At 40.9% G+C, this 23542-nt stretch carries 21 protein-coding genes and 1 tRNA gene; 17 read left to right on the top strand and 5 right to left on the bottom strand.

Features of this window, described 5'->3' with window-relative positions:
* The first annotated feature begins 7 nt into the window (after positions 1–7).
* Together NSQ49_RS02965 and NSQ49_RS02960 are read left to right on the top strand one after the other, a co-directional pair.
* Positions 8–823 carry a carbohydrate ABC transporter permease gene (locus NSQ49_RS02965; protein WP_201306561.1) on the top strand — a complete coding sequence of 272 codons (816 nt, stop codon included), beginning with the start codon at positions 8–10 and terminating at the stop codon, positions 821–823.
* A gap of 50 nt (positions 824–873) precedes the next feature.
* A complete protein-coding gene (locus NSQ49_RS02960; RefSeq protein ID WP_159867025.1) occupies positions 874–1971 on the top strand; it encodes a glycoside hydrolase family 172 protein in 1098 nt (365 codons plus the stop codon).
* 145 nt (positions 1972–2116) lie between these two features.
* Here the strand turns inward: NSQ49_RS02960 and NSQ49_RS02955 are convergent, their stop codons facing one another.
* A complete protein-coding gene (locus tag NSQ49_RS02955; protein ID WP_159867028.1) occupies positions 2117–3874 on the bottom strand; it encodes a hypothetical protein in 1758 nt (585 codons plus the stop codon).
* 179 nt (positions 3875–4053) lie between these two features.
* On the opposite strand from NSQ49_RS02955, the gene NSQ49_RS02950 reads away from it, so the two are divergent.
* Positions 4054–5166: a LacI family DNA-binding transcriptional regulator gene (locus tag NSQ49_RS02950; RefSeq protein WP_251282849.1), complete on the top strand. Its 1113-nt coding sequence runs from the start codon at positions 4054–4056 to the stop codon at positions 5164–5166.
* A gap of 224 nt (positions 5167–5390) precedes the next feature.
* Here the strand turns inward: NSQ49_RS02950 and NSQ49_RS02945 are convergent, their stop codons facing one another.
* Together NSQ49_RS02945 and lexA are read right to left on the bottom strand one after the other, a co-directional pair.
* Positions 5391–5675: a DUF4257 domain-containing protein gene (locus NSQ49_RS02945; protein ID WP_009330566.1), complete on the bottom strand. Its 285-nt coding sequence runs from the start codon at positions 5673–5675 to the stop codon at positions 5391–5393.
* A gap of 285 nt (positions 5676–5960) precedes the next feature.
* Positions 5961–6584 (bottom strand): transcriptional repressor LexA, encoded by a 624-nt coding sequence (gene lexA, locus NSQ49_RS02940; RefSeq protein ID WP_159867031.1) that lies wholly within the window; start codon positions 6582–6584, stop codon positions 5961–5963.
* Positions 6585–6741: 157 nt separating this feature from the next.
* Between lexA and yneA the strand changes: the two genes are divergently transcribed.
* From yneA to NSQ49_RS02895, 9 genes are all read left to right on the top strand, one after another.
* Positions 6742–7074 (top strand): cell division suppressor protein YneA, encoded by a 333-nt coding sequence (gene yneA, locus NSQ49_RS02935; protein ID WP_159867034.1) that lies wholly within the window; start codon positions 6742–6744, stop codon positions 7072–7074.
* 9 nt (positions 7075–7083) lie between these two features.
* Positions 7084–7731, top strand: a complete 648-nt coding sequence (locus tag NSQ49_RS02930) for a YneB family resolvase-like protein (RefSeq protein WP_159867037.1) — start codon at positions 7084–7086, stop codon at positions 7729–7731.
* 143 nt (positions 7732–7874) lie between these two features.
* Positions 7875–8108 (top strand): DUF896 domain-containing protein, encoded by a 234-nt coding sequence (locus NSQ49_RS02925; RefSeq protein ID WP_009330562.1) that lies wholly within the window; start codon positions 7875–7877, stop codon positions 8106–8108.
* A gap of 221 nt (positions 8109–8329) precedes the next feature.
* Positions 8330–10336 (top strand): transketolase, encoded by a 2007-nt coding sequence (gene tkt / locus NSQ49_RS02920; protein WP_159867040.1) that lies wholly within the window; start codon positions 8330–8332, stop codon positions 10334–10336.
* Between the two features lie 378 nt (positions 10337–10714).
* A complete protein-coding gene (gene sirA / locus NSQ49_RS02915) occupies positions 10715–11152 on the top strand; it encodes a sporulation inhibitor of replication protein SirA (protein ID WP_061792605.1) in 438 nt (145 codons plus the stop codon).
* Positions 11153–11238: 86 nt separating this feature from the next.
* Positions 11239–11454, top strand: a complete 216-nt coding sequence (locus NSQ49_RS02910; protein WP_009330559.1) for a YneF family protein — start codon at positions 11239–11241, stop codon at positions 11452–11454.
* A 137-nt stretch (positions 11455–11591) separates the two neighbouring features.
* Positions 11592–12032, top strand: coding sequence for a DUF6376 family protein (locus NSQ49_RS02905; protein WP_236566248.1), 441 nt, complete (start codon positions 11592–11594; stop codon positions 12030–12032).
* A gap of 106 nt (positions 12033–12138) precedes the next feature.
* Positions 12139–13887, top strand: coding sequence for an ABC transporter transmembrane domain-containing protein (locus NSQ49_RS02900; protein WP_251282851.1), 1749 nt, complete (start codon positions 12139–12141; stop codon positions 13885–13887).
* 4 nt (positions 13888–13891) lie between these two features.
* Positions 13892–15685, top strand: a complete 1794-nt coding sequence (locus tag NSQ49_RS02895) for an ABC transporter ATP-binding protein (protein ID WP_159867046.1) — start codon at positions 13892–13894, stop codon at positions 15683–15685.
* 44 nt (positions 15686–15729) lie between these two features.
* Here NSQ49_RS02895 and NSQ49_RS02890 read toward each other — a convergent pair whose 3' ends face one another.
* Positions 15730–15900 (bottom strand): aspartyl-phosphate phosphatase Spo0E family protein, encoded by a 171-nt coding sequence (locus tag NSQ49_RS02890; RefSeq protein ID WP_048009069.1) that lies wholly within the window; start codon positions 15898–15900, stop codon positions 15730–15732.
* Between the two features lie 319 nt (positions 15901–16219).
* Between NSQ49_RS02890 and NSQ49_RS02885 the strand changes: the two genes are divergently transcribed.
* The 3 genes from NSQ49_RS02885 (at position 16220) to NSQ49_RS02875 (ending at position 18206) form a co-directional block, all read left to right on the top strand.
* Positions 16220–16927, top strand: a complete 708-nt coding sequence (locus NSQ49_RS02885) for a cytochrome c biogenesis CcdA family protein (protein ID WP_159867049.1) — start codon at positions 16220–16222, stop codon at positions 16925–16927.
* A 279-nt stretch (positions 16928–17206) separates the two neighbouring features.
* Positions 17207–17566: a response regulator gene (locus tag NSQ49_RS02880; RefSeq protein ID WP_159867052.1), complete on the top strand. Its 360-nt coding sequence runs from the start codon at positions 17207–17209 to the stop codon at positions 17564–17566.
* A 151-nt stretch (positions 17567–17717) separates the two neighbouring features.
* On the top strand, positions 17718–18206 hold the full coding sequence (locus NSQ49_RS02875; protein ID WP_159867055.1) for a CcdC family protein: 489 nt from the start codon (positions 17718–17720) through the stop codon (positions 18204–18206).
* 110 nt (positions 18207–18316) lie between these two features.
* Here NSQ49_RS02875 and NSQ49_RS02870 read toward each other — a convergent pair whose 3' ends face one another.
* On the bottom strand, positions 18317–18742 hold the full coding sequence (locus NSQ49_RS02870) for a DUF2621 domain-containing protein (protein WP_159867228.1): 426 nt from the start codon (positions 18740–18742) through the stop codon (positions 18317–18319).
* Positions 18743–18869: 127 nt separating this feature from the next.
* On the opposite strand from NSQ49_RS02870, the gene NSQ49_RS02865 reads away from it, so the two are divergent.
* Both NSQ49_RS02865 and NSQ49_RS02860 read left to right on the top strand, forming a co-directional pair.
* Positions 18870–18966: transfer RNA gene (locus NSQ49_RS02865), tRNA-Sec, on the top strand.
* A 1255-nt stretch (positions 18967–20221) separates the two neighbouring features.
* Entirely contained in the window at positions 20222–23098 is a 2877-nt protein-coding gene (locus NSQ49_RS02860; RefSeq protein WP_251282852.1) for an endo-1,4-beta-xylanase, read from the top strand.
* Positions 23099–23542 lie beyond the last annotated feature (444 nt).

The following is a 23542-nucleotide window of genomic DNA, read 5'->3' as shown; positions in this document are numbered from 1 at the left end:
GGTGCAAATGGTCATGGGAAAAAATAAATGGCTTGTAACGATCTTTATAATTGCGTGCGGTATCTTAATCGTATTGCCAATTTTCCTCCTGGTTATTAGTTCGTTTAAAGCGCCACAAGATGTTTTTAAACCAAATATCAACATATTCGCTTTTACTATGGACAATTTTAAAGCTGTTCTGGAAACAAATATTCTAAGGGCCATCTGGAACTCATTAATTGTCTCAACAGCTGTTACTATCATTGCCTTGCTTTTTCATTCAATGAGCGGTTATGCGCTATCACGATTGAACTTTCCAGGTAAAAACCTTGTATTTGGATGGATGATTAGTACCTTAATGGTTCCGTTTACCGTCATTATGATTCCGCTTTATATGGTGACAAAGAATTTAGGTATGGCAAATTCTTATCTAGGATTAATTGTACCGATGATTTTTAATGCATATGGAATATTCTTATTTAAACAATTTTATCGTGATTTTCCAAAAGAATTAGAAGAAGCTGCCTATATGGAGGGGTTATCTATTGCGGGGACATTCTTCAGGATAGTCCTTCCACTATCAAAACCAATGATGATTCCGCTGACAATAGGATTCTTTACAGCAAACTGGAACAATTACTTATGGCCGCTGATTATTAATCAAAAGGAAGAGCTGTGGGTAGTACAGGTTGCTTTAGCTAATATAGTCGGAGGCGGTTACGAAACATCCTGGAGTATTGTACTGGCTGCTGCCTTATTGTGTGCAATACCAACCTTTATAGTATTCTTTTCAATGCAAAGATATTTGGTTGACGGGATTAAAATGTCCGGCGGAAAACTATAAGTCCATCTCATAAAAAGTACTAACAATGAATAGTGAAAAGGGGTATAAGTATGACATTCTTAGGCTCATCTTTAAGAGATCTATATAGAGTAAGAGACAGTAAAAGGAAACGGGCATCAAGCTATGATACAACGGGTGGCAACAGAGATTTTATTCGGATTTTTCCAGGAGATGTTCAAACGATTTGCGAACTTGAAGGATCAGGATGCATTACCCATATTTGGATGACCATGGCTCCTTTGGATGATTCTATTGAGGAATATCTTCATCGCAAAGTAGTGATTAGAATGTATTGGGATGGAGAAGAAAATCCGAGTGTACAAGCACCAATCGGTGATTTTTTCGGGATGGGGCATGGTATTACAAAGAACTATTCTTCTGAACCTCTGCAAATGAGTCCGGAAGATGGAAGAGCCCTGAATTGCTTTTTCCCGATGCCTTTTGGAAAAAAAGCAAAAATTGAAATCGAAAGCAATGCCAATGATCCGATTAAATTCTATTATTATGTAGATTATGAGCAATATGATAAAGAGATTGATAGTCCGCTCCGTTTCCATGCCCTATGGAAAAGGGAGTTAACCGATGGGATTGATGACAGCATTTCCAACGCCTTATACAGCTTTGGGGGCAAGAATACGACCGGGGACGGAAACTATGTGATTTTGGATGCCGTAGGGAAAGGCCATTATGTCGGATGTAACTTAAATATCCATAACCTTCGCTTTACACATGAATGGAACTGGTATGGCGAGGGGGACGATATGATTTTTATCGATGGAGAACCATGGCCTCCGTCCCTGCACGGAACAGGAATGGAAGACTACTTTAATACAGCCTGGTGTCCACAGCAGGAGGTCTGTGCGCCATACCATGGCATCATTCTTGGCGGCGGCCCGAACTGGTCTGGGAAAGTTTCGGCGTACCGTTATCATATCCAGGACCCCGTTATGTTCGACAAATCGATTAAAGTAACGATCGAGCACGGCCATAATAATAACCGCAGCGATGATTACTCCAGTACGGCATATTGGTACCAAACGGAGCCGCATCAGGCTGTTCAGCCAATTCTGCCAGTCAAAGAGCGTTTGCCATTACCAGACACGCTCCCGCAAAAGCCGGAAGACTTAAAAACGTGCTTTGATTATTAATAACTGACAATAGATTCTTTAAATGATCCCGAAAATAACGATTGAGGATTATTTAGAGAATCATTTTTTATGTCATTGCATGTATCTGTGAGTGGATTAAGAAGATTCCCGCCAGCATTTTTATTGGCGGGAATCTCGTGATCCATTATTTATAGTATACTTCTAACTCTCCAATCGATGTAAAGGCTGCTGTGCCTCCTGGAGCACCTATAATTCGTACACCATCTCCCCAAGTTTTATCAAAGGTAAAGGTGTAGGTTTGGTTTTTGCCGGCATCTTTGCTGTTTGGGTAAGCAGGTGCACCTTGCAGGTTGTTGACATCTACCCATTTGAAATTTTGGCGTACCTGAACTTTAATATCATTAAACCACCCGCCATCATTAAACATATTACCTGTAGTATATACAACTTTGTTCATGTTATAGGCTTGTGACCATGTATAGCCCCACCAGTCTTCCTGTTTTCTTTCCCCGTTCCAATCGTCTTCTGATTGATTTTTATTGCCGTCATTTAAATACCTTAGATTCGAATTATGTGCACTGTATTTGGAGACAGGTGTAACATTGCTGGAGTTAGCCGGAAGTGCTAAGTTATTATCGCTGCTTTCATTTGCTGGTTCAGTTGCTTTATAAGGAGTAGCTTTAAGTTTTCTAAAGGATAAACTGTATTTTTGTACTCCTCCCATAAAGGTATTGGAATTCAGCCACATTTCTGTACCATCATCACTGATATATTTTGACGGCATTACAACCCCATATCCTCCGTGGTGATGATTAAACCAAGGATAGACACCAAAGTCTTTTGATAAAAATTTCTTCCATGGTCCATAAGGGGTAGGAGATTCATAGAATTCAAAAGTGAATTCTGTCCATGAAGTATAAATGTATCGGTTTAATGGTTTGTTATATACAACACTTCCCTGTGATAGAACGGTGGAATTGTCAGGGTTGGTTGCATGAAGGGTGTTACTGTATACTCTTCTTTCGTCCTGCAGCACTGGCTTTCTCTGCTTAATATTTTTTTTCCATTTAGGATTTCCGTTTAAATCCCCTGCATAAAATTCCCAGGCGGAGCGATCCTGAATTTTTGTTTTAGGAACCCTGGCAAGGTAAAGATTGGTGGGATCTTCAACAGTGTCAATGAATGAATCTCGCCAATTATAATCTAATCCGTACGCATAAACATACCCATCCGAATTGTTCTCGCTATCTTTTCCATAGTCCAAAAACATGATGGTAGTGAAAACATAGTCATCAAACATTGGTTTTTCTTTATCCCAAGTCCATGTTTTTCCCTTATCAGCCGATTTTAGGATTGTTGCAGAAGGTGCATCATTGAATGCCCGCCAGCCTCCGCCCTTGTTCAGATCCTGAACAGCAAGATATAAATTTCCATCTACAGAAATCATGCCTGTCGGCTTGCGATTGTATTCATATGGGTCATTCCAGACAGTTCCTACCTGATCGCCGCTTGAAAGTCTTTTGCCGGTAATATTTTTGGTTGAAGGGTGTCCTGCTGTAATTTGGTTCACCACAATATCTGACCATGGAGCATTTAGGTCAAATCCCTTTCCATCACCATTGGCTGTATACAGCATATCGTCATCCGACCAGGCGGCCGGCCATAAATCCCCATCACTCGGAGTGTTATAAGAAGAGTTCTCTTCGATGGATACGGTTGAAAAAAAAGTACTCTCTTCAGGTGTTACAATGGTATCCTTTTGATCTTTTTTCTTTGCATTTGGAACAGATTTAACATTATTTTGATTCACTTTTCCGTAGCTTTGCCCGACTTTCCCTTCATCTTTCGCAATGGCACCCAGCGGAGAAAAATTGAGGAAAGAAGTACCTAATAGAACTGCACTAGTAAGTATTATAGATGCGCCTTTCAATTTAGTTTTCAACCAATCCACTCCTTTTTTTATATGACTGCGTTGGTTTTACCGGTAAAGTAGATTAACAAAAAATAAATAACGATTACTTTAACGGTAAAGTAACAATTTTAGTTTACCATAAATATATGTTATGCTCAATTAAATTCTGAATTTTTAAAAAACATAAGTGGTATTAACTTCAAATAAAATTGTCAAGCATTGCTAGATATAATACAATTATTCTTAAATGGCATCAATGGTCGGAGGGGAGTTCCATCAAGAAGCGTGTAAAATTAGAAGATATTGCAAAAATTGCTGGTGTGTCAAAAATGACCGTTTCCTTAGCCCTTAGAGGTGATAAATCGATCAGTGCCAGCACGGCTAATAAAATTAAAGATATAGCTGCTGAATTGGGATATATACCCAATCGTATGGCTCAGGGGCTAAATAGCGGCCGTTCACATATTATCGGCCTTCTAATAGGCGGTTATTTACATGATGATTACCAAAATCAGTTTCTTAAAGGGGCGATTCCCTATGCAATGGAAAGGGGCTATACAATCTCCATTGGCCCTGCAGAATGTGATAGCAAGGTAGAGAAGTCTCTTATTGAAAAATACAGGCATATGATGGTAGATGGATTTCTTGCTTTTCATTGCAATGAAGTGGAGACGTATAAACGCCTGCAAAAATCAAACATTCCATTTGTATTATATACAAAGTATTTCAAGGAATTAGAGGCTGATCATGTGGTTTGTGATGACCTTGCCGGCGGCTATAAAATGACCAAGCACTTAATTGAACTGGGGCATAAGAAAATTGCATTTGTATTCGATAAGCATTTAGAGTCGTCCTCAGAAGTTGTGAATAGAATGCAAGGTTATAAAAATGCTTTAAAAGAAAATGGATTGCCTATTGAAGAGCATTTATTCGTTCCTTTTAATTTAGCGAACTATAATCATACGGATTCCAAAACAGTTATGGCTGAGAATCCGCAGCTATTAGAGTGCTTAAAACAAACCAATCGTCCGACAGCATTATTTGTCTGTAATGATATTACGGCATCCTTTGTCTATGTGATTGTCAAAAAATTAGGTCTTTCTATCCCGCATGATATTTCCATAAGCGGCTATGAAGGTGTTTACTTAGGGTCCATAATAGATCCGCCGCTTACCACGATTTCTACTCCCATTATTGAAATGGGGAGAAAGGCATGTGAAATATTAATTGATAAGATTGAAGGGAAAGTTCCATTATCTGAGAGAAAGAAAATTCAGCTAGAACCAAGTTTGTTAGTAAGAGAATCGACAATGGCCAGATAAATAGCCTTCAACATTATTGAGTACCTTACAGTTGACCGAGCTTGCTGTGCTCTTCATTCAAGAAAACGTGACTTTTTTGAATGAAGAGTCTAAGCTTTTTTCATATTGTTATCCATACAAAAATGACTTTGAAAGTTAGGGAACTTAAGATTCCGCAAGTGAGCACATAAAAAACCCCGCTCAGCGATGAACGAGGTTTTTCTAGAAATATCGTCTGCATCTCTCTATTCTTTATGTCTTATTTTTAAGAAATCGAGACATGTCAGCAGTGCATCTCCTCCAAATCCTGCAATCACTGCCAGGAGAACTACCTTTAAGGCAGAGTCAGGATCTGAAGAAACGACCAAAAAAACAGCCGCTAAAGCCCCCATGATTACCTCTTCAAAGACCCCCAGATAGATGAATTTTTTTGTCCTTCTGGGTTTAACCATTTTGCCTTCTTTCCGAATATGTCCAACGACACCAACCAGCCCACCAATCAACAAAGCGAAGGTAATGTTCAAAAACATTTTTTCTTCACACTCCTAAAGTCGAGATTTTTTGAAAAGCGACCTTAGGTTGATTCTCGGTGTATTACCATTATATAGAAAATGAATATAAAATAATATGCATAAAAATACCGAATTTTCTGAATGATAAATTAGTCATACATGACTGTAACCTTATGCTAAAAGAAAAGTATCAGTTACTTTCGTACCGTTTTGCTGATAGTACCAGGTAATAGGAACTGATATCCTTCTTGAAATTGGAAAAAAACAAAAAGCAGGCTGAGGTGCCTGCTTTTTAACAATCTATCAATGCATATGACGGTATACGCCTATCACTTTCCCAAGAATAGAAACATTGCGGAGAATAATCGGTTCCATTGTGGAGTTTTCTGGCTGTAGACGAATAAAGTCTTTTTCTTTAAAGAATCTCTTAACAGTTGCTTCGTCTTCCTCTGTCATGGCAACTACGATATCTCCATTATTGGCAGTGCTCTGCTGTTTTACGATTACATAGTCTCCATCAAGGATCCCTGCTTCAATCATACTTTCTCCCATGATTTCAAGCATGAATACATGCTCGTCAGCAGGTGCCATTCTTTCCGGAAGCGGAAAATATTCTTCAACATTTTCAATTGCCGTTATCGGCTGCCCTGCGGTTACTTTACCAACGATCGGAACATTGACTGCACTGATCTTGGGGATATTTGAAGCTTCGTCCATATCTAAAATCTCAATGGCGCGCGGTTTAGTAGGGTCTCTGCGGATCAGCCCTTTGCTTTCAAGCCTGGCGAGATGACCGTGAACAGTTGAGCTTGAAGCCAGGCCGACTGCTTCCCCAATTTCCCTTACAGAAGGAGGATATCCTCTCAACTTAACTTCTTCTTTAATAAACTCCAATATATCTTGCTGCCTTTTTGATAGTTTCACCATCTTTACGCACCTCGTATGTGTTTTTGTTGTCTCAATTATAGCATCAATTACCATATGATACAAACATAAGTTCGAATTTTTATTGACACAAAACAAACGTTCGGTCTATAATAAAAACATCAAATGCGAACATATATTCTCTTGAGGGTGGTTAATTATGCTGAACAAATTGTGGAAATCATATTCTTATGCTATTATTCTCTTCGTTTTGAGCTTGGCGGCATCGCTTATAATGCTCATACAGATAGAAGCACCTGATACGGAAAAGTTTGTGAAAGTCACTGTTGCAGAAGGGGATTCATTATGGAAGATTGCTGAAAATTTTTCTGCCGAGCATTCAATGTCAACAGATCAATTTATTAATTGGGTTGAACAAAATAATGGGATAGCGGCAGGAAGGATTTTTCCGGGTGATGAAATTGTCATTCCAGTAAAAGCTCTGGATGACCAGCCATATAAAGAGCTTGCCAGCTCAGACCTTAACGAATAAGGAGAAGTTATGAAAGCAATTATTTACTGCAGAGTTAGTACAACAAAGGAAACTCAGGAAACGTCCCTTTCTAGGCAGGAAGAAGAGCTTTTGAACCTGGCGGGAAAAAATGGCTTTGAAGTAGTCAAGGTCATCCGCGAACAGGCAAGCGGATACGATCTTGAAAGGGACGGTATATTGGAGCTTTTAGACTTAATTAAAAACAAGGAGATAAAGGTGGTCCTCATCCAGGATGAAACCAGGCTGGGGAGGGGGAATGCCAAAATTGCGATCCTCCATTGTATTTTAAAAGAAGAAGTCCAGTTATACAGCATCTCGAATAATGGCAAACTGGAGCTTTCAGAATCAGATTCGATGGTCCTGAGCATAGTAGGAATGGTAGAGGAGTATCAGAGAAAGCTGCATAACATCAAAATTAGACGCGGCATGCAGCGGGCTGTTGATAAAGGGTACAGGCCCGAGAAAAACCTAAGTAATCAGGGAGCAAGTGGCGGCAGGGAAAGAATAGAGGTGCCGATAGAGGAAATTATCCGGCTGAGGAAAAACGAGTTAACATTTGCCGAGATTGCTGCGACATTAAGGGGATTCGGCTATAATATTTCCAAAGCAACTGTCCACAGAAGGTATAAAGAATATATTGATTCACTTTCAGAGTAGAGCACTTTTCTTGTCAAAAGTGCTCATTTTTAGTATGATGGCATTTGAGTTTCAGTATTGTTCCATAACTGAAGCTGCTGTATAATAAAAACTTCCATCAGATTATTCAAAGGTAAACTTTTGATATAAAGGAGTTTTAATAAATGCTGCCTAAACAAAAACTTGCCCGAATTAATGAATTGGCAAAGAAGGCCAAGGAATCCGGACTGACTGAAGCAGAAGCGAAAGAACAGACCTCGCTGCGCAAAGAGTATTTGGAGACTTTCCGCTCAGGCATGTTAAACACGCTGAAAGGCGTTACAATCGTTGATCCGAAAGGGAATGATGTAACACCGAAAAAGCTGAAGGAATTCCAAAATAAAAATCGCCTTCACTAATAATATAATTGCAAGGGATACACTGTGCTGTATTCCTTCTTTTAATAGAGGAGATGGTATTACTGCCTGTCTCCGCTTTTTTTACATATGCCGGGTGTTTTTGTGTCAATATAGTAACAAACCGGCTTTTTGTCCTTTACCTAACCCTATTGGTTGTGAAAATAAGGGACACCCGATAATATTATAAGAGTGAAGAATTTCTACTCGAAAGGATGTATTGAATGTTTAATCACACAGATGAACTATCCATCAGTTCCATTCGTACTTTATCAATTGACGCCATTGAAAAGGCAAATTCCGGCCATCCGGGCATGCCAATGGGAGCTGCTCCAATGGCTTATACTCTTTGGACGCGCTTTATGAACCACAATCCAAAAAATCCGGACTGGTTCAACCGTGATCGTTTTGTCCTTTCTGCAGGACATGGCTCTATGCTTTTATACAGCCTTCTTCATCTTTCCGGCTATGATGTATCCATGGATGATATTAAAGAGTTCAGACAGTGGGGAAGCAAGACTCCCGGTCACCCTGAATACGGCCATACTCCTGGTGTTGACGCAACTACAGGCCCATTAGGACAAGGTATTGCTATGGCTGTCGGTATGGCAATGGCTGAACGCCACCTTGCTGCTACATACAATAAAGACAACTTCAATGTTGTTGATCATTATACATACAGCATTTGCGGTGACGGAGATCTTATGGAAGGCGTTTCGGCTGAAGCTGCTTCCCTTGCTGGACACTTGAAGCTTGGCAGGCTGGTTGTTCTTTATGATTCCAATGATATCTCACTTGATGGAGACCTTGATAAATCTTTCTCTGAAAGTGTTGAACAGCGCTTTAAATCATACGGATGGCAGTATATCCGCGTAGAAGACGGAAATGACCTCCACGAAATAGCAAAAGCTATTGAAGAAGCAAAGCAGGACGAAAACCGTCCGACAATGATTGAAGTAAAAACAGTCATTGGCTACGGTTCTCCAAACAAATCAGGAAAATCTGATGTTCACGGCGCTCCTCTTGGTGCTGATGAATTGAAATTAACTAAAGAAGCTTACAAATGGACATTTGAAGAAGACTTCCATGTTCCACAGGAAGTATATGATCACTTTAATATGCAAGTTGTTGAAAACGGTGCGAAAAAGCAGCAGGAATGGGAAGACCTTTTTGCTCAATACAAAGAATCACATCCTGAGTTAGGAAAACAGCTGGAGCAGGCAATTAATGGTGAGCTTACTGAAGGCTGGGATAAAGACATCCCTGTTTATGAAGAAGGTAAGAGCCTTGCCAGCCGCGCTTCTTCCGGAGAAGTGCTAAATGCTATCGCTCAGAACCTGCCTTCTTTCTTCGGCGGATCTGCTGACCTTGCAGGATCAAATAAAACAATGATTAAAGGAACTGGTGACTTTACGGCTGAATCATTTGATGGCCGCAACATCTGGTTCGGAGTACGTGAATTTGCTATGGGAGCTGCCTTAAATGGAATGGCGCTTCACGGCGGATTAAAGGTATTCGGCGGAACATTCTTCGTGTTCTCTGATTACCTTCGCCCGGCAATTCGTCTGGCTGCTCTTATGAACCTGCCTGTAACATATGTATTTACCCATGACAGTATCGCTGTCGGTGAAGACGGCCCTACGCATGAGCCTGTAGAACAGCTTGCCGCATTGCGTGCAATGCCAAACCTTTCTGTTGTCCGTCCTGCTGATGGCAATGAAACAGCAGCAGCCTGGAAAACAGCAATTGAATCAACAAATAAGCCAACTGCATTAGTATTGACTCGTCAAAACCTGCCTACATTAAAAGGGACGGATTCAGCGGCATACGAAGGTGTTCAAAAAGGCGGATACGTTGTATCACCAGCTTCTAACAGCAATGCGGATGTATTATTGCTTGCTGCAGGATCTGAAGTCAGCCTCGCAGTTGAAGCTCAAAAAGTGCTTGAAGGCGAAGGCATCCATGCATCTGTAATAAGTATGCCTGCCTGGGATCGTTTTGAAGCTCAATCAAAAGAGTACAAAGAAAGCGTAATTCCTAAGACAGTCAAGAAACGTCTTGCCATTGAAATGGGATCTTCACTTGGCTGGCATCGTTATGCTGGAGACGAAGGCGATGTTCTTGCCATCGATACGTTCGGCGCGTCTGCACCAGGAGAAAGAATTATGGAAGAATACGGATTTACAGTAGATAACGTTGTAGCACGCGTGAAAGCATTGCTGCAGGGATAATAATAACAGTGAAGGGAGAGCTGATAGGCTCTCCTTTTTTTGATTGGATTTGATGAGTAGGCATGAAGAGAGAAACAAGAATTAGCCGCCATATAGGCTCAGAAGCCACCAGAAAGAGAAAAAGCCGCAGCTAAACAGTGAATATTCAAGCCGTCATTAAAATCAAGATTACAAGCAGTCAAATCTGGGAATATGCCATAGTGAATAGATTTTTGTAAAGAGCAAATCGGCAGATTTCAACCACCATGAATCCTCATAATCCACTGAACTCTTCGCTTTCGACAAAATTAGTGATAGTTTTTAACATCTTCAGACACATTCTTTAGAAGCGTTTACTTATAATTGAAAGAAATGGATTGTCCCGGAAGGAGGGGCCAGATGAGAGCTTATCAATTGTATTTAATAGAAGATGAATTTGCGTCCCATTATTTTGGCAGAGAGCGGATGTTTTTTCAGTTGTTTGAAGAGTATGAGCGTTCGTCAGGTGAAATGAAGTCGATTCTATCGAAGCAAATTGATTTTGTGACTAAGCCAATCCCGGGTTTGAAAGTGCATCAATATATCCATCAGCAGCTGCAGAGAAAAAAGGACTTTATCATAGAAAAAAGTGCATACTATATAGAGATGAGCAAAAGAAGCAGGGCGAAGCTTGAAGTATTTGAACGAAGCCTGGTATTAGAAGCGGCGGGCAGCTATGAGGCTGAGACAGTTTTTTTCGAGGTGCTGCGAAAAAGCGAGTCTTCCTTTTTGGCTGTTGACCTCCAGCATAAGCGCTATGGGTGGCTAAAACCGATTAAAGAAAGAAAATTCGTCTAAAATAAGAGAAAAACTGAAGCAAATATTGTATAATAACCTTTGGTCTAGTACACTGTATGATAGACAACATGAAGGAGGAAGTTAGTATGGGTATGTACATTCTAGTTGGTGTACTGGCGCTTCTTGCCGGTGTAGCACTAGGATTTTTCATTGCTCGAAAATATATGATGAGCTACCTTGAGAAAAATCCGCCAATTAATGAACAAATGCTTAAAATGATGATGATGCAAATGGGCATGAAGCCATCTCAAAAGAAGATCAACCAAATGATGAATGCCATGAACAAGCAGACTGGCAAGTAATCAGGGACAAGCGGCCCATTGGAAGCCATTTTTCTGTTATACTAACAGGAAGGTGGTTTTTTTATTTATAAATGAAACCTTCCTTTCAAGCAGACCGTATATAATACTATGACAAATCATGAAAGGAACGAGCAATTTTGAAGAAAGTAATCTTAATAGGGCTCCTTACCATTTCCATGTTATTAAGCGGCTGTTCCGTTCTGGGAGAAGTTAATAACTCCATTGGCTATGTTAATGAGGCGACTGAGCATATTAATACATTAAGCAACTTTGCCGAAGAGGCCCCGCAGCTGATTCAGGAAGCGGCAGCAGACCCGGCAGCAAAGCAGGAACTTGAAGACAGGTTGATGACTCTAAAGCAGGAAGTTGAAGAATTTATCGCCATTCAGGATATACCGAAGCTTGCAGAAGATGTTCATCAGGAGCTTGTGACCCAGAATGAAACGCTTTTGGCAGAGATCAATAAAATTATGGAAAATGGCAACCTTGCGCTGGATCAGCTGGAAAATTCAGAGCTGTTCTCAACAATTAATAAAGCAACAAGCCTGATAAATCGAATAGAAGCATTAGGGCAATAAAGCATCCATCCGGGTGCTTTTTTTTGTTGCGGGAAAAATCTTCCTTATTTTCTTAATATTTGATAAACTATTTAAGCTATGATGGATTTCGGAGGATGAATGGGGTATGAAGGTTTTTTTTGATTTAATGTGGTTTTTTAAACAGGAGAAAAAGGCTTATATAAACGGGATTATCCTGCTGCTTTTTGTGGCAATGCTTCAGCTGGTCCCTCCAAAGGTAGTGGGGATTGTTGTCGACTTGATTAAAAATGGCAAGCTGACTGCGCAAGCATTAATTATGTGGGTTGTAATTCTGATTGTGGTTGCCCTCATGATGTATGTGCTCCGCTATTATTGGCGCATTATGATTTTCGGTTCAGCCGTTAAGCTGTCCAAACTTCTGCGCAACAGGCTTTACAAGCATTTTACCAGTATGTCGCAGGCCTTTTATCAGAAAAAGCGGGTAGGGGATTTGATGGCGCATGCGACCAATGACCTGCAGGCTATCCAGCAGACGGCAGGGGCTGGAGTGCTAACTTTTGTCGACTCCCTTGCGACAGGCGGCTTCGTTATTATTGCAATGGCAGCAACAATCAGCTGGAAGCTGACACTGATCTGTCTGATACCGATGCCTCTTATGGCACTTTTGACAAGCTGGTATGGAACACTTCTTCATAAACGGTTTCACAAAGCTCAAGAGGCTTTTTCTTCACTGAATGACAAAACTCAGGAAAGTGTTTCAGGAATTAAGGTGATTAAAACATTCGGCCAGGAAAAAGAAGATATAGAAGATTTCCGCAGACAGTCTGAAGATGTAGTACAAAAGAACATGGCTGTTGCTAAGGTTGACTCTTTGTTTGATCCAACGATCAGCATTATTGTAGGGATCTCTTTCTTCTTGTCTATTGCATTTGGGTCAAGGTATGTTATTGCAGGAGAACTGACAATCGGACAGCTGGTTTCATTTACAACTTACTTGGGTCTCCTGATTTGGCCAATGCTTGCCTTTGGCTGGCTGTTTAACATCGTCGAAAGAGGCCGCGCATCATATGATCGAGTCTCTTCACTTCTTGCAGAAGAAATCGAAATTAAGGATGATGAATCAGGCATCAATGAAGTTCCATGCGGTAACATTGAGTACAACGTCGAGGAGTTCGCTTATCCGGGTGAACAGGATCGGCTGCTTAAGGATATTCATTTTAGATTGGAAAGAGGAGAGACGCTCGGCATTGCAGGTAAAACGGGTGCGGGAAAAACCACAATTCTAAAGCTTTTGTTTCGGGAATTTGAAGGCTATAAAGGAGAGATATTTTTTGCAGGACATCCTATCAGCCGCTATAAACTCGGTAAGCTGAGAGAGGCTGTTGGCTATGTCCCGCAGGAGCACTTCCTGTTCTCGGCCACTGTTGCTGAAAATATAGCTTTCACAAAGCCGGATGCAAACCCTGAAGATATTTATGCGGCAGCCAAACTGGCCAATATCCATGATGATATTCTCGAATTTACAGAAGGTTATCAGACTGTTGTCGGTGAAAGAGGGGTCTCTCTTTCCGGAGGGCAAAAGCAGCGAATTTCCATCGCAAGGGCACTATTGATGAATCCGGAAGTATTGATTTTAGATGACTCCCTTTCTGCTGTTGATGCCAAAACAGAGGAAGCAATTCTCAGTTCCTTGCGGGCTGAACGGTCTGGCAAGACAACAATTATTACAGCTCACCGGCTGAGCGCCATTCAGCATGCGAATCTCATATTGGTGATGGATGAAGGGGAAATTGTTCAGAGGGGAACACATGATGAACTAATGGCTGAAGAAGGCTGGTATAAGAATATGTATCTTCGCCAGCAGCTGGAAGAGCTAGTGGAGCATGGGGGATAAGACTATGGAAAAGACACCGATTATGAAGGGGAAAGAGCAGCGGAAGGTTCTTTTCCGGCTGCTTTCCTATACAAAACCGCATAAAAAAACAATCACACTTGCCTTCAGTCTTCTTCTTTTAACAACGATTGGAGACCTACTGGGGCCGATACTTGTTAAAATATTTATTGATGATTATTTAACACCGGGAAACCTGGTTTTTGAGCCGCTATTTGCCCTTGGTGCAGCCTATCTGGGCATTCAGATCATGAATGTGCTGGTATCCTATTTTCAGCTGCTCAAATTTCAGGAAATCGCGCTGAAAATCATTCAGCAGCTTCGAGTGGATGTCTTTTCAAAAGTACAGTCACTGGGCTTAAAGTACTTTGATAAAACGCCAGCGGGAAGTATTGTTTCTCGCGTTACCAATGACACAGAGGCAATTAAAGATATGTTTGTCAGTGTACTGGTTACCTTCATTCAGGGTGCCTTCCTGCTGACAGGTATCTTTGTGGCGATGTTTATCCTGAATGTAAAGCTTGCCCTGTTTTGTCTCGTAATTCTCCCAATTCTTTTTCTGATCATCCGGACTTACCGTAAATACAGTTCGGTATTCTATAAGGACTTAAGAGAAAGGCTGAGTGAGCTGAATGCAAAACTGAGCGAATCACTGCAGGGAATGTCGATTATCCAGGTATTCAGGCAGGAAAAAAGACTGCGGAAGGAATTTGGTGATATAAATGAGGAGCATTATAAAGCCGGGATGCGCAATATCAAAATGGATGGGCTCCTGTTAAGGCCGGCTATTGACCTGGTTTATGTTCTGGCACTTGTCATTGTATTAAGCTTTTTTGGGATTTCTTCTTTTTACAATCCGATCGAAATCGGTGTGCTGTATGCATTTGTCAGCTATTTGGACCGCTTCTTTGAGCCTGTGAATCAAATTATGATGAGGCTTTCCATGTATCAGCAGGCCATCATTGCCGCTTCAAGAGCATTTGCTCTGCTGGATGAAAAAGAGGCTGCCCCAGCACAGGCGGAAAGCAAGTCAGCTGAGATTCAGGAAGGAGAGATTGAGTTCAGGAATATCAGCTTCTCCTATGACGGTAAACGAGATGTATTGAAAAACATTTCATTTACAGCCAAACCGGGTGAAACCGTTGCTCTAGTTGGTCATACCGGAAGCGGCAAAAGCTCCATCATTAACTTAATGATGCGATTCTATGAATTTGAACGCGGCGATATACTTATTGACGGAAAAAGCATTAAGTCCTACCCTGCAGAAGAACTGCGTACAAAAATGGGGCTTGTTCTACAGGATCCTTTCCTTTTTTACGGGACGATAGAGGATAATATCAGACTGCATAATGAAAGAATGACAAATGCTGAAATTGAAGCTGCTGCCCAGTTTGTTCAGGCTCATATATTCATAAACAAGCTGGAAGACGGATATGATCATCCGGTGGTGGAGCGGGGATCGACGTTTTCAAGCGGGCAAAGACAGCTTATTGCATTTGCAAGAACGATTGCTGCCAATCCTAAGATTCTTGTGCTGGATGAAGCAACAGCTAATATTGATACTGAAACAGAAGAAGCCATTCAGACAGCACTGGAAAAAATGAGAAAGGGCCGCACAACAATTGCAATTGCTCATCGATTGTCTACCATACAGGATGCTGAACAGATTCTCGTTCTTCATCAGGGGGAAATAGTAGAAAGAGGAACGCACCAGGAATTGCTGGCTAAGCGGGGATTGTATCATAAAATGTATCTGCTGCAGAATGGAAACGCTGAAAAAGTGGAGGATGCAGCAGGTTAATGGAGTTAACAAAAAACAGCCTGCAATTACTGCATGGCTGTTTCTTAATGTGTCTGCACTTTTTTAATGAAGCTTCGGTTATATTCATTTAATAGGGCATCCAATTCCTGACTGTATCGGATTGCTGCGGCAGAGCTTAAGCCGCTTTTCATGGCCACTTGAATTAACTCTGTTCTTTTTTGTTCGATCAATGTAAGCAGTTCCTGTTTACACATGGCCAATAGTTCCTCTCTGATCAATTCTTATATGTAGGCTATACTCTCCCAATTTGAAACCATGTCAAAAGCTGAAAGATAATAACAGAATTTGTTAAGTTCTATACTAGTATATCGAATTATGGTAATAAATTCAAAAGAAACTTGTTTTAAAATTTGGTAACATTTACATTAAAAATACATGTTTTAGGTTGAAAATTAAAATGCATTAATTTAGCAAAAGTTGATGAAACAAAATGTTCACATACTATCCATTATCTTTTCTATATAAGATTTGTTAGAATAAAATTGGATTGAATGAGTATCAGGAGTTGTGACTATGACAGATTTGAATGTTTTTATTGCACTAGGTGCAGGGTTTTTAAGTTTTGTTTCGCCTTGCTGCCTGCCATTATATCCGGCTTTTTTATCGTATATCACCGGAATGTCTGTAGGGGAGATTAAAGAAGAAAATGCGATGCTGCAGAGAAGGAGTATGCTTCATACATTATTCTTCCTGATCGGATTTTCAGCCATTTTTATCGCAATTGGGTTTGGAACAACCTTGCTTGGTCAATTCTTTCAGCAATACCAGGATTTAATCCGGCAAATTGGCGCTATCTTTGTATTTATTTTTGGATTATTAATTGTCGGTATTATAAGGCCAGAATTTCTTATGAAAGAAAGGCGGTTTGAGTTTAAGAACCGTCCATCAGGCCTTCTCGGATCTGTTCTGATTGGAATGGCATTCGCAGCAGGCTGGACTCCATGTACAGGTCCGATATTGGGGGCTGTGTGGTCATTAGCAGTTACAAATCCTAATTCTGCAATCGTTTATATGATCGCCTATATTCTTGGTTTTGCTATACCATTCTTTGTTCTTTCTTTCTTCATCGGAAAAATGCAATGGATCAGGCGAAACAGCGCCAAGATAATGAAAATCGGCGGTTTATTGATGATGATTATGGGTGTAGTTTTATTCTTTAACTGGATGACAAAAATTATTATTTTCCTTTCACCATTGTTTGGCGGATTTACTGGTTTCTAAAAAGCAGGGGCACATTCTATTTAGGAATGTGCCCTTTTCCTATTTATAAGGAAGAAAGGGCTATGACAAGCGGTCGAAATTTGTCATAGTCTTTCAATTGAAATTTATCTGATAGTTCGATATATTGAAATATGTGTTCTTTGGGAGTTGATTAATGTATCTCTCTAAAGGATCATTCCCTTTTGCAGATGTTTAATGAAATTTATTATGGGTAATTTTTACTATATATGTAGTATAATAGAGATATAGCTTCCAATGCACTACAAGGAGGAAACAGCGGTGGCGAGAATTTTAATAATAGATGATGCGAAATTTATGAGAGTTACCCTGAGCACGATTCTAAAAAAAGCCGGTCATGAAATAGTTGGAGAAGGGGAAGACGGGAAGGAAGCCGTGGATCTTTTCGAAAATTTGAACCCGGATCTGGTGATGATGGATATCACGATGCCTGAAATGAGCGGTCTTGAGGCTGTCCGGGAAATTAAGAGGGAAAACCCTAATGCAAAGGTCATCATGTGTTCAGCCATGGGACAGCAAAAGGTAGTGGTTGAATCCATTGAAGCCGGCGCGAAAGATTTTATCATAAAACCATTTGATGAAGGCCGTGTATTAGAAGCGGTTAATCGGGTATTAAGTTAAAAGCTGACTCAGGGTACCCTGGACATGCGGATGTGTCCGGGTATCAGCTGGAGTGGCTTTTTTAATGCACTTTTATTGTTCTGAGTACCTAAATCAAGCCTATTAAGATATAATATGGGTAGTAATCAAATGAGATAGAGGATGAAATCGAATGGACTTTGTACTAATTTCATCAATCGGTGCCGTTTTTATGGCGATCTTCGCGATGTTCATCCGCATGAAGGCTGCAAAAAAACCGGCTTCCGGCAAGAAAATTATCTTGCCGCCGATTTTTATGAGCACAGGTGCTCTTATGTTTACCGTTCCTTATTTTCGCGTTACACCAATGGAGATCCTGGAAGCAGCCACAGTCGGAGTGCTGTTTTCCATCCTTTTAATAAAGACATCTTCCTTTGAAATCAGGGACAGCGAAATTTATCTGAAGCGATCTAAAGCGTTTGCTTTTATATTAATAGGATTGCTTGTAATCCGCATTATTGGAAAAATAGTTCTAAGCTCCACTATCGACTATGGCCAGCTGAGCGGCATGTTCTGGATTCTAGCATTTTCAATGATTGTACCGTGGAGAGTTGCGATGTATATGAATTATCGGAAGCTCCATCAGGAACTGAATGGAACGAGGAATCCAAAAACAACTTAATAAATGAAGGCCGCCGGATATTGCTTTTGGCGGTTTTTAATTGTTATTTAATGGATCCCATTTTGGGCTCCCAGAATAATAAAAAAACCATTCCGGTAATCCGAAATGGTTTAAAATAAATGTTCATAAGGAGACATGCTTATCTGTTTTTCTGTCAATTTCTTGCGCAGGAATTTATGGTCCCGTTTTGGCGTGGCTAAAATATAGCCTCGAATCAGGAGATCCTGATCAATTCGATCTGCTTTTTCTTTTATAGCAAGCTCACCAATTTTACCGGCAATCTTCATTCTTGCTACATCCCTGAACAGCTCAGGCACCGGACTTACGAGATCTTCCAGCAGATCTTTTTCCCTTTGCTGCCATAAATGCCGTGTTTCATTGACATAATGCTCTTCCCAATCCAAATCTGATTTGCCATCTTCTTTCGGCATGCGCTTTAAAAATTTGCGGAACATGAAAAAGCCGCCAATCGCAAAGAACGAAATCAGAATAACAACCCAGAACAATATAAAATACATAAACCAGCCTTCTAGCATTTCCTTCACCTACACACATAATTTCCTGTTCTTATTATAAGCCTTGTCCCGCGAAACGACAAGAAAGGAGGCATAAGTCTTGAAAGCAGCACTATTTGCCCTTATAATAGTAAGAGTCTTTCTTTATGGGGCTGATTGGGGTGCTGGTGCCCTCCACGGTCTTCAAAACCGCTTGTGACCTGCGTGCCAGGTTAGCTGGGTTCGATTCCCAGGCAGTCCCGCCAACCTTTTTAGTTATCATCGATTTGACCAGTTTTTTTGATCTGAAAGGTGATTTTCCAATAAATTCACACTAGGATTCTTCTGAAAATTACATAATATACGGCAACTTTTTCAATATATCCGAAGCGTTAAATCCACCAATCTATTAAAGAAAGGTGGATTTTTTTATGGCTATTTTAACAAAGACAAAATGAAAAGATGCAAGGGGAAGTACAGCAGTGGTAGGTGAAAAGTCAGTTGAACACAAATTCTCGTTATATGAAATGTTTGAACTGTTCATGAATTAAATGGAATCTGAAGGGGGAGCAGCACCTGCTTTATACTGTTAATGCGAATACTACCTGGACATTTCAGCCGGAGACATAACAAATGATGAAGTGACCTTGAAATTGCTATTGGTACATTTAATTTATGCTTTAGGAATTTTAAGAAAGAAGTTTTCTTTTAAAATAAAATCAAATTTAGATATAAATTGTTCTGGAATAATAATTAGTTGAACAATTAAAAAATTCAGAAAATATTATTGACACAAATATAACAATTAGCTATTATTGGAAGCGGATAACTTAATTATAAAACTGAGTTTTACATTATAAAACAAATATCCTCTTGAAAGAAAAAATCCCGAGTATTTACCGTAAAAAAAGAGAACGTAGTTTTATAATATAAAACTTTTACTTCAACTAATTGATAGCTGTTAGAAAATAGTGGTGGAAACAGCAATTGAATTCTCTCTCTTTTGTAAAGATCCAGTGTGCTGAACTCGAGAGAGGCAATATGGTGGCTTATTTAATAGAAAGAAGGATGTCATGTAGGACTTGCTGCAAGGTTGGACACGACAGGGGAAAATACTCTCATAGCTCAAAAACACAATTCAGTGCTTGAGAACACAAAAGAGTAAAACACCTGTCACATTTTGAAACCACCATATAGGCAGCTTCAAAGATTTACAGCTTTTGCAGGTAGATGTTAGAAACAACTGGCGAAAGTCAGAGAAATAAAGGTTTTAGATCAAAATTCACTTATTATTTTGTCACAGCGTAAACCAGAAGGGGGGAACACATGTACTGATATGTGAGAGTTTGCTTGAGTACTCTAATTTAGATGGCCGCATGGTGTATTTGGTATGTGTAATTAACCATAGTATTCGTATGAAATGGAACTATCAAAATAAATGATTGTATCTATTAGTGAAGTACCATTAAAAAACCAAATTATCAAAAAGAGTAGATCAAAGTTATGAGAGGAATGATTTTTTTGAAAAAAGCTAGAAACCTACTGACATATTTATTAGCGCTGGTTTTTACCTTGAGTTCTTTTCCCGGTATCTCATTGCCGGTCATCAATGCTTCAGCAGCAGAGGGTGTCAATGGGAAGGCTTCTGACACTGAGGTTGTGTCGCTAAAAGAAGTCTATAAGGACCATTTTCTAATCGGAAATACTGTTAGCCCTTCCGATTTAACCGATGCAGCGAAGTATGATTTTATGAAGTTCCACTATAACGTGCTGACGCCCGAAAACGCTACGAAGCCGGACTCCATATGGTCCAGCCCAACCAGCGAACCGTCGTTCACATCAGCCGACAACATGTTAACTAAAGTTAAAGCCGACGGATTCTATACGATTGGACATGCGCTGGCGTGGCATAATCAGTCAGCTGGCTGGCCGCCGAGTGGTCAGAATTATACCGAGGCAAGGGCAAGCTTGCAAAGATATATTTCTACAATCGCCGGGCACTATAGTAAGGGTCCTTATAAGCTCGATGCCTGGGACGTGGTAAATGAAGCAATGAGGGATAATCCGGAAAATCCGACCGACTGGCGGAACGCACTTCGCTCCGGAATTAATCCAACGGAACGGCCGTCCAGATGGTTTGAAGCTTATGCTAACGGCGGAAACGGGTGGGATTATATCTATGATGCCTTCTTGTTTGCGCGTGAGGCTGCCCCGGACGCAGTTCTGTATTACAATGACTTTAACGACGAGGAACTTGCCAACAAAGCAATTGCAATTGCCTCTATGGTCAACGAGCTCAACGAAAGATACGCGAATGAACACCCTGAGGCAAAAGGCAGGAAACTGATCGAGGGCATCGGGATACAGGGGCACTACAACCTTCGACTCAATGTCGATAATTTAGAGGAAGTTTTAAAGATATATAGTGAAACCGGGTGTGAGATCAGCATAACCGAACTCGATGTACAATTCAATGGCACTTCAGCCCAAGTCCCCCCTACCGAGGCGCAATTGAAGAAGCAGGCGGAATTGTACGCCAAGCTGTTCATGCTATATAAGAAGTACTCCGATAATATAGAACGCGTTACATTCTGGGGCGTGGCTGATAATAACAGCTGGCGCAGGACGGGTTACCCGCTGCCATTCGACTCCAATCGTGCACCAAAAGAAGCATATTGGGCCATAATAAATCCGGAGGCCTATCTCGGGCTCGATGAATTATCGCCTAAGCTCACATCGTTTAACTTCGGCGGCGATAATTTCAATGTCGCGGGCAAGACCGAATTTGATGTTAACGTGCCAAAGGACGTATCAAACATCGACTTCTCAGCTGCGAACGTCGGACACGAATATCCCGACGATGATGTTGACGTAAGCGTTACACTCAACCCGGCAAGCGGCGCGGTGAGCGCAGGGAAACCAGCAGTGGCGACGGTGAAAATCGCCAGGAAGGAATCCCCGAATAGATCGACTACGTATACGGTAAACTTCGGGCATATGACCGCCGAATGGGAAAAAGACCAAAACTATAAGGATACGGGCTACCGCTCATCCGTCAATATACGCTTCAGCGACGGTGAAACCGAATTTAAACTGTTTCAGGAGTTTTATAATCTAGACGACGGTAAACTGGCAATGCTCAACAGTAAGGAATTCCAGCCATTTCCAAAACATACAGGTGGTAAGCTCACTATAAATACAGAAAAAAGTATAGACGATGATCAATTGAAAACATTGAAGTTAAAGAAATCTATGTGGGATCAGAACTGGGCTCCGATTAATCCCGCACTTGTTACAGACTTCAATGTTCCGGAAAATTTCTGGAGATTGGCTAAAACTATTGCATCCGGTAAGACTTATATCGTTGTCTCCGCCAGCTCAGGTTTGGCGCTAACCAATAGGAACGTTGCATCCGTCGAGCCGTCCAACAAACGAGGACTTGCGGGTACACCTGTCACCATAGATGACGACATTATTACAGCGCCTGAGGTGATCCAGGACAATACGAGATTAATTTTTAATGAGCAAACCAGCCCCGATCCGGGACCATACACAAAGGAGAACGGATACACCGGATACACAATGTTAAGTCTGGTTCATGGCGGCCTTGTCGCTCCCTCTATTATGTATCGGGATTCGAGCAGCGACGATACGGCTGCTTTACGCACAGACTCAACTATTGCAGATAGTGCATTAGATCGAGCGGTATGGTTTAACACGGGTATAGATCCCGTTACAGGGGAGACAACGATATTTTCACATACTGGTTCCAGCGGTCACACTTATGCGCTGCACGGAAATGAATCCGGTTTCATCACCCAAAGAGTCGATTCAATGGAGGACGATGCAGCCCATCGTGTTAAGCTATATGAGTACGTGTCCGACTATTCATACGAAGATATAACGAGTCTTGGCACAGAAGTTAGCCTCTCCCCGTTGGAGCGTATCGTGAGTGAGCGGGACACCAATATCCCCGTCACGGCGGATGTCCCAGACGGTTCCAAAGCGGTGTTGAAAAAGGACGGCGTTTCATTGGCTGCCGCGACATTTGCAAACGGCAAAGCAATGATCAGTGTTAAAGGCAGCGATGTTGATGCCGTCGCGAATTATGCCGTCGTATTGTATGATGGTTCCGAGATAATTGGCGCGGTAATTCTCCCGGTAGTCACTGGCGTAAGCGCAACGCCGTCGGCAACGGTAGAGAGACTCAAAGGTAATCAAAACAGACTGACAGTTACCGTAACGGAAGTTTACTCCGATGATTCGACGGAGGCTTTTACTGAAGAGATACTAATCAAAAATAACGCGGCAGACGTTTATAAGGTGGGACCATATAAGGTTTATGTTGACACCAAGGGCAACAACAAAATTAATAAATGCTATATTGTGAACGAGTAGCCCAAGAAATTGGACAGCAAACAAGCAGCCTATTGAAAGTTCACAATAAAATTGATTTCCTTTTATTGAGCAAAAAAAGTGGTGTTAAATAATCAAGCCAGAAGTTTATATTAATAAAAAAATAAAAGTAGTCCTAGTGGCTGCTTTTATTTTTTTTGGGTTCTTTCCGGCACGTTCTTATATGAATATCTTAAATATGCTGCAATCCTGACCGGAGGGAATATCTTACTTTTTTGGTAATGATTTATTCGCAAACGTGGGGAATAGTATTGGACGTCTGCTGGTGAAGAATTTACTGGTTATTGCAAGAAGCATTTTTAAATAATAGTTCGTTTAACACCTGAAAATTTCATGTAAATAGGGAATAATAGTTCGAGCGACAACCCTATTACACTGAATGGGCACCTATTTAAAACAACAGACTTAACTTCTACTTGGTGCTTA

The sequence above is a fragment of the Cytobacillus sp. FSL R5-0377 genome (genome assembly GCF_038004385.1).
Taxonomy (GTDB): Bacteria; Bacillota; Bacilli; order Bacillales; family Cytobacillaceae; genus Cytobacillus.
Note: the sequence above shows the minus strand (reverse complement) of the source record. Positions and strands in the feature narration are given on the sequence as shown.